This is a genomic window from Phreatobacter sp. (assembly GCF_051860605.1).
Classification (GTDB): Bacteria; Pseudomonadota; Alphaproteobacteria; order Rhizobiales; family Phreatobacteraceae; genus Phreatobacter.
The window spans coordinates 1-575 of record NZ_JBHYDR010000033.1 but is presented as its reverse complement, the minus strand read 5'-3'; the positions used below and the strand labels follow the sequence as shown (position 1 = coordinate 575).

The 575-nt window shown below is 62.3% G+C and carries 1 tRNA gene; it reads left to right on the top strand.

From position 1 onward, the window contains the following. Positions 1–316 precede the first annotated feature (316 nt). Positions 317–393, top strand: a tRNA-Met gene (locus tag ACTIFS_RS21755). The last annotated feature ends 182 nt before the right edge of the window (positions 394–575 follow it).

Here is a 575-nt window from a genome sequence, read left to right as displayed (position 1 = left end):
AAGACGCGGGAGAGTAGGTCGCTGCCAGGTCTACAAAACGCACAATCGACAGCTTCTCTTCACGATGATCCGGCCCTTGCCGGAAGCCAGGGCCGACCCTCCGAAGCACCGGAGACGGCCCGTAGCCTTTGAAGCCGCGCGGCATGCCATTCTCCACGCAGCCGCGCCGCAAGACGCCCAGGCGGCGATCCGCACCCGAATACGCCGGATCAACCACCGCTCCGGCCAAGCAGACCCCGGCCGCAAGGCCGCAGAACGCCAGGACCAACCGGATCCAAGGCGAGACAATCCGGCGGAAATCCCGCCAACACCCTGGCGCGGGGTGGAGCAGCCCGGTAGCTCGTCAGGCTCATAACCTGAAGGTCGTTGGTTCAAATCCAGCCCCCGCAACCACCTTAATTTGCAGATCTGTCAGGCAGATCGGCCGCACCACTTGACGGCGTCGCGCGCCTGGCTGGAAGCGCGGCAAGTTTCCCCTGTTAATCAATCGTGAGATTTACTTCGGCTGATTTCCCTCAGCGGCCGCAAGTTCACGGGTGGCGCTATAACGGTCATTCAGGGCCGTTTATATCGAT